Raw genomic sequence first — 6,867 nt, 5'->3', positions numbered from 1 at the left:
GCCGGCGGTGGGCGAATTCGCCGCGGGGCCTGGCGCCGGCGGCGACCGAGGCGGCGGTGTGCACGGAGCGCCCTTCGGCGTCGCGCACCAGCGCGAAGCCGCGCGCCAGCACGCCGCGATACGACAGTGCGGTGAGCAGCTTGCCGGTGGCGTCGAGCCGCGCCTGACGGCGCTCCAGCAGGGTGGCCAGCGCCCGCCGCGCGCGTTCGGCGAGCCGCTGCAGCCGCTCCTGCTCGCCGGCGATCCGCATCCGCTGCGCCTGCTGGTTGGCCAGCCGGGAGGCTTGCAGCCGCACCGCCAAGCCTTCGAACCGGTCGCGGCGGTGCCGCAGCGTCGCCCGGGCGCAGCGCTGCAACTGGGTACCGGAGACGTCGAGCCGATGGGCGCTGTGCGCCACCTGCGCCCGCAGCACCTTGAGCGTCATGCCAGCGGCGGCGGTGGCGAAGCGGCGGTGATGGGCGTGGGTGTTGGCGCGCAGCGCGCGAGGCAGCGAGGCCGCCGCAGTGTCGAGCCGCTGCCGCGGGATCGCCAGCAGGTCGGAGGCGCCCGGCAGCGCGCGGGCGGCGGCGCGCAGCTCGTTGCGGCGGAAATCCTGGCCGCGCTGCCAGCTCGACAGCATCCGCCGGGCCAGCCCGCCGACCTCGACGAACAGCTCGGCGCGCACCGGCACCGCCATTTCGGCCGCCGCGGTCGGGGTCGGCGCCCGCTTGTCGGCAGCGAAATCGATCAGCGTGACGTCGGTCTCGTGGCCGACCGCCGAGATCAGCGGGATCATGCTGTCGGCCGCGGCGCGGACCACGATCTCCTCGTTGAACGACCAAAGATCTTCCAACGAGCCGCCGCCACGCGCGACGATCAGCAGGTCCGGCCGCGGGATCGGCCCGTCTTCGGGCAGCGCGTTGAAGCCGTGGATCGCAGCCGCCACCTGTTCGGCTGAGCCTTCGCCCTGCACCCGCACCGGCCAAACCAGCACGCGGCGGGGAAAGCGATCTTCGAGCCGGTGCAGGATGTCGCGAATCACGGCGCCGGTCGGCGAGGTGACGACGCCGATCACCTCCGGCAGCCACGGCAGGAGCTGCTTGCGCGCCTCGTCGAACAGGCCCTCGGCGGCGAGCTTCTTCTTGCGCTCTTCCATCAGCGCCATCAGCGCGCCAACGCCGGCAGGCTCGAGCGCCTCGATCACGATCTGATATTTCGACGAGCCCGGATAGGTGGTCAGCTTGCCGGTGGCGATGACCTCGAGGCCTTCCTGCGGCTTGAACCGCATCCGCCCGGCGACGCCCTTCCAGATCACGGCCTCGATCTTGGCGCCCTCGTCCTTGAGCGCGAAATAGCAGTGACCGGACGAGTGCGGCCCACGGAAGCCGGTGATCTCGCCACGCACCCGGACATGCCCATAGGTGTCCTCGACCGTCCGCTTCAGCGCCTGCGACAGCTCGGAAACGGTGAATTCGCCGACATTGGCGAGGGCTTGGGGAGACTGCAGTCGGGCCATGCGATTCGATCGGGGTTGAAGGGTGCGGCGGAAAGTAGGGACTTTCTGGCCGGCCGCCAACCCGCGGCCGGGACGGAGCCTCTACCCGGACATATCCACATCCGCGCCGGCGCGCGTTGCCGGCCGCCTGCCGCGTGTTACACCTCGCGGACCATCCACGGGGCGTACGGTCAGGCTTTCATGAATATTCTCCTCCTCGGCTCGGGCGGGCGCGAACATGCGCTGGCCTGGAAGATCGCGGCATCGCCGCTGGTCACCAAGCTGTGGTGCGCGCCGGGCAATGCCGGGATCGCCCGCGAGGCGACCTGCGTGGCGCTCGACATCGCCGACCACCCGGCCGTTATCGCGTTCTGCAAGGCCAATCAGGTCGACTTCGTGGTGGTCGGGCCGGAGGCGCCGCTCGCCGCCGGCATCGTTGACGATTTGGCCGCGGCCGGCATCAAGGCGTTCGGACCGAGCCGCAAGGCGTCGCAGCTCGAAAGCTCGAAAGGCTTCACCAAGGATCTGTGCAAGGCGCACGACATTCCGACCGCCGCCTATGAACGGTTCAGCGATCCGAACGAGGCCAAGGCCTATATCCGGGTGCAGGGCGCGCCGATCGTGGTCAAGGCCGACGGCCTCGCCGCCGGCAAGGGCGTGGTGGTGGCGACGACGCTTGCCGAGGCGGAGGCCGCGGTCGACATGATGTTCGGCGGCGGGCTGGGCGACGCCGGCGTCGAAGTCGTCGTCGAGGATTTCCTGGTCGGCGAGGAGGCGTCGTTCTTCGTGCTGTGCGATGGCGACCACGCGCTGCCGCTCGCCTCCGCACAGGACCACAAGCGCGCCTATGACGGCGACAAGGGACCGAACACCGGCGGCATGGGGGCGTATTCGCCGGCGCCGGTGATGACCGACGCGATCTGTCAGCAGACGATGCAGCGGATCATCTATCCGACGCTGAAGGCGATGAAGGCGATGGGCGCGCCGTTCAAGGGCGTGCTGTTCGCCGGGCTGATGATCACCGAGGACGGCCCGCAACTGATCGAATACAATGTCCGGTTCGGCGACCCGGAGTGCCAGGTGCTGATGATGCGGATGATGTCCGACATCGTGCCGGCGCTGCTCGCCTGCGCCGACGGCCAGCTCGATCATGTCAGCCTGCGCTGGCACGACGATCCGGCGCTCACCGTGGTGATGGCCGCCAAGGGCTATCCGGGACACTACGAGAAGGGCACCCGGATCGCCGGCCTGGAGCGCGCCGACGCGATTCCAGGCGTGCAGATCTTCCACGCCGGCACGGTGGCGTCGGGCGACTGGGTGCTCGCCAATGGCGGCCGCGTGCTCGCGGTCACCGCGTCGGCCAAGACGGTCGCCGAGGCGCAGCGCCGCGCCTACGAGGCGATCGGCGTGATCAACTGGCCCGAAGGCTTCTGCCGCCGCGACATCGGCTGGCAGGCGGTGGCGCGGGAACGGCGGAGGAAGTGATCAGTTAGCCTCACCCTGAGGAGCGCGCGCTAGCTCGCGTCTCGAAGGGCGAGGCGGCGGCCCATCCTTCGAGACGCGCTCCTTCGGAGCGCTCCTCAGGATGAGGTCGTGTTTGGAGCTGACGACACCCAGTTGGAAGGATTCGCCGATGCCCGATCTCGCCGACTTGTTTCCGGGCTTCGGCTCGGAGTGGATCAACACCTCGTCGGGCCGGATCTTCGCCCGCACCGGCGGCGACGGGCCGCCGCTGCTGCTGCTGCATGGCTTCTCCGAAACCCATGTGATGTGGCACCGGGTTGCGCCGAAGCTCGCCGAGCGGTTCAAGCTGATCATCGCCGATCTGCCGGGCTACGGCTGGTCCGACATGCCGGAGAGCGACGAAAAGCACACGCCCTACACCAAGCGGGCGATGGCCAGGCAGTTGATCGAGGCGATGGAGCAGCTCGGCCACGTGCATTTTGCGCTCGCCGGCCACGACCGCGGCGGCCGGGTCAGCTACCGAATGGCGCTGGATTCGCCGGGGCGGCTGTCGAAGCTGGCGGTGCTCGATATCCTGCCGACCTACGAATACTGGCAGCGGATGGACCGGCGCTATGCGCTGAAGATCTATCATTGGAGCTTCCTGGCGCAGCCGGCGCCGCTGCCGGAGACGCTGATCGCCGCCGCGCCGGATTTCTTCCTGAAGAACAAGCTGGCGAGCTGGGCCAAGGCCCACGATCTGTCATGCTTCGATCCGCGTGCGCTCGAACATTATCTGGCGCCGTTCCGCGACCCGATGCGGCTGCACGCGATGTGCGAGGATTATCGTGCGGGCGCGTTCGCGGATTTCGAGCACGACAAGGCCGATGTCGAAGCCGGCAACAAGATCGAAGTGCCGATGCTGGCGCTGTGGGGCGACGCCGGCATCGCGCAATCGGCCGCGACGCCGCTCGACACCTGGAAGAATTGGGCGAAAGACGTGCAGGGCGGACCGGTCGATTCCGGTCACTTCCTCACCGAGGAGGCGCCGGATCAGACCGCCGAAGCGTTGTTGAAGTTCTTCAGCGCCGCGCCTTGAAGAACTCCCGCAGCATCGCCGCGGCCTCGCGCTCGCCGACCGCGGAATACACTTCCGGCGCATGATGGCAGGTCGGCTGGCCGTAGAAACGCACGCCGGATTCCACCGCGCCGCCCTTCGGATCGAACGCGCCGAAATACAGCCGCCGAATTCGGGCGAACGAAATCGCACCGGCGCACATCGTGCACGGCTCCAGCGTGACGTAGAGGTCGCAATCGACTAGCCGCTCGCTGCCGAGCTTGGCCGACGCCTGCCGGATCGCCAGCAGCTCGGCATGGGCGGTGGGGTCGCGGTCGGTCAGGGTGCGGTTGCCGGCCTTGGCGATCACCACGCCGTCGCGGACGATCACGCAGCCGATCGGCACCTCGCCGGCAGCCCCCGCCGCGGCTGCCTCGGCCAGCGCCAATTCCATGAAAGTGGAAGCCGTCATCGTCGTTCTTGGCTCGTCTCGCTCCGAAAACTCTGCTAGGAGACCGACTTCAGCAAAAGTGGATGGCTGTTTTGCGTGACCATGCGCGTTTCGATCGGAGCGCGCGGCCTGCGAGCCGTTCCCGACTGCCTGTGCCCCATTTCGTGTTCCGATAGAAAGACCAGTCATGCCCCGCGACACCCGTAAAGACAACGATTCTGCGCGTGGCCGCCGCGACAGGCCCGCCGGCGGCAAGGGCGGCAAGGGCGGTTTTGGCGGCAGAGGTCCGGGGGGCGGCAAGGGCCGTTCCGGCGCGGCGCGAGGGCCGGAGAAGAAGTTCGCCAAGCGCGCAGGCGAGGGGGCCGGCGAGGGCCGTGGGGAGAAGACCTACGCCAAGAAGTCGTTCGGCGGCGACGCCAAGCGCTCGTTCGGCAGCGAGGGCAAGCGGCCCTATGCCAAGCGCGACGGTGCCGCGCCGCGCCGCGACTTTTCCGACCGTCCGCGCCGTGATGACGGTGATGCGCCGCGTCCCCGTTTTAGCCGCGACGACCGCCCCGCGCGCAGCGGTGGGGAGCGTGCCGAGCGCGGTCCGCGCAAGGAGTTCGGTGATCGTCCCAAGCGCGATTTCGGTGACCGGCCGAAGCGCGATTTTGCCGATCGCCCCAAGCGCACCTTCAAGCGCGACGGTGAGCCCGGCCGCGACCGCGGTGACGACAAGCCGTGGCGGGCCCGCGAGGATCGGCCGGCGCGTGCCGGCGGCGATCGCGACCGCAAATTCGACAAAGGCGGCTTCGACAAGCCGCGGTTCTCGAAATCGCGTGACGACAAGCCGCGCTTCGATCGGGATCGGGAAGACAAGCCGCGGTTCGACAAGGCTCGCGGCGACAAGCCCAGGTTCGACCGTGGTGAGCGCTCGGACCGTCCGGAACGCGGCGGCGACCGGCCGAAATTCTCGCGCCCGCGCGACGGCGAGCAGCGTCCGTTCCGCGAGCGCAGCTTCGATCGTCCGCGCGAGGATCGCCCGCGGAGTGACCGTCCCCGCAGCGACCGTCCTCGTGAGGATCGCCCGCAGCGCGACCGCGCCGCCAGGCACGGCGATTGGCACGAGCATCCGCGCAGCGAAGGCCGCGGCTTCGATCGTCCCCGCAAGGGTCGGGACGAAGAGCGCGGCTTCGATCGTCCGCGCCGCGACAATGAGGACGACAGCCGGGTCTTCGCCAAGCGTCCGGCGTTCGGCGGCCGCGGTGCGTTTCGCAAGCAGGACCCGGCAGCTTCCAAGCGGAAGCCGGCGGCACCGGCCAAATCCGACAAGGCTGGCGAGCGTATCGCCAAGGTGGTGGCGCGTGCCGGGCTGTGCTCGCGCCGCGATGCCGAGGCGTGGATCACGGAAGGCCGTGTCACCGTCAACGGCAAGGTGATCGATTCGCCGGCGCTCGACGTCAAGGCGAGCGATGTCATCACCATCGACGGCAAGCCGTTGCCGGAGCGCGAGCGGACGCGGCTGTTCCTGTATCACAAGCCGCGCGGGCTGATGACGACGCACAGCGATCCGGAAGGCCGGCCGACGGTGTTCGATCATTTGCCCGAAGGGCTGCCGCGGCTGATCTCGATTGGCCGGCTCGACTTCAACACCGAGGGCCTGCTGCTGCTCACCAATGACGGCGGCCTCGCGCGTGCGCTCGAACTGCCGGAGACCGGCTGGCTACGGCGCTACCGCGTCCGCGCCCATGGCGAGATCACCCAGGCGCAGCTCGACGAGCTGCAGAACGGCATCGAGGTCGACGGCGTGCAATACGGCCCGATCGAGGCCAAGCTGGAGCGCGATCAGGGCGCCAATGTCTGGCTGGTGTTCGCGATCCGCGAGGGCAAGAACCGCGAAGTGCGTAACGTGCTGGCGCATCTCGGGCTCGAGGTGAACCGGCTGATCCGGGTCTCCTATGGGCCGTTCCAACTGCTCGAACTCGGTGAAGGCGAGGTCGACGAGGTCAAGACCCGGGTGCTGCGCGATCAGCTCGGCGAGAAGGTGATCGCGCTCGCCGGCTGCGACTTCGCCGGCCCGTCGCCGAGCGAGACCAAGCCGAAGCCGCGCGCCGGCAAGGTCGTGTCTGCCGAGGAGTGGTCGGTGGTCGAGGGCGCAGCCAAGCCGAAGAAGACGATCACCAAGCGCGGGGCGGTCGAGGATCGCAAGGGCCGCAGGGTCAAGGTCGAACGCACCGCCAGCGACGGCGGCGAGCGCCCGCTGTCGCGCGGCCCGGCGCGCCGCTACCACGGCAAACGCGACCTCGCGCCGCGGGACGAGTGAGTTCGGTTTCATGCTGATCGACGGCATGGCGCTTGTGCTCCCTTCCCCCTTGCGGGGGAGGGTCGGGGTGGGGGGTAGCTACGAAGCAAGGTTTTGCTTGTGGACCCCCACCCCCGACCCCTCCCCGCAAGGGGGAGGGG

General features: G+C 69.2%; 5 protein-coding genes. 3 read left to right on the top strand and 2 right to left on the bottom strand.

What is annotated here, in order from left to right; genetic code table 11:
- Positions 1–1,495: exodeoxyribonuclease VII large subunit (gene xseA / locus DU475_RS22575; protein WP_164633389.1), on the bottom strand; the 1,495-nt coding region annotated here is incomplete at its 3' end.
- A gap of 180 nt (positions 1,496–1,675) precedes the next feature.
- Here xseA and purD point away from each other — a divergent pair.
- A complete protein-coding gene (gene purD / locus DU475_RS22570) occupies positions 1,676–2,959 on the top strand; it encodes a phosphoribosylamine--glycine ligase (RefSeq protein ID WP_142882001.1) in 1,284 nt (427 codons plus the stop codon).
- Between the two features lie 148 nt (positions 2,960–3,107).
- The gene (locus DU475_RS22565) at positions 3,108–4,016 is read left to right on the top strand and encodes an alpha/beta fold hydrolase (RefSeq protein ID WP_013501109.1); all 909 of its coding nucleotides are present in this window, start codon (positions 3,108–3,110) and stop codon (positions 4,014–4,016) included.
- Here the strand turns inward: DU475_RS22565 and DU475_RS22560 are convergent.
- A complete protein-coding gene (locus DU475_RS22560) occupies positions 4,000–4,446 on the bottom strand; it encodes a nucleoside deaminase (RefSeq protein WP_013501110.1) in 447 nt (148 codons plus the stop codon). The genes DU475_RS22565 and DU475_RS22560 overlap by 17 nt on opposite strands.
- Positions 4,447–4,612: 166 nt before the next feature.
- On the opposite strand from DU475_RS22560, the gene DU475_RS22555 reads away from it, so the two are divergent.
- A complete protein-coding gene (locus tag DU475_RS22555; RefSeq protein WP_164633388.1) occupies positions 4,613–6,727 on the top strand; it encodes a pseudouridine synthase in 2,115 nt (704 codons plus the stop codon).
- The last annotated feature ends 140 nt before the right edge of the window (positions 6,728–6,867 follow it).

The organism is Rhodopseudomonas sp. WA056, from assembly GCF_010906995.1.
In the GTDB taxonomy this organism is placed as follows: Bacteria; Pseudomonadota; Alphaproteobacteria; order Rhizobiales; family Xanthobacteraceae; genus Rhodopseudomonas; species Rhodopseudomonas palustris_G.
The sequence above is the reverse complement of the archived record's forward strand: the minus strand, read 5'-3'. Positions and strand labels throughout refer to the sequence as shown.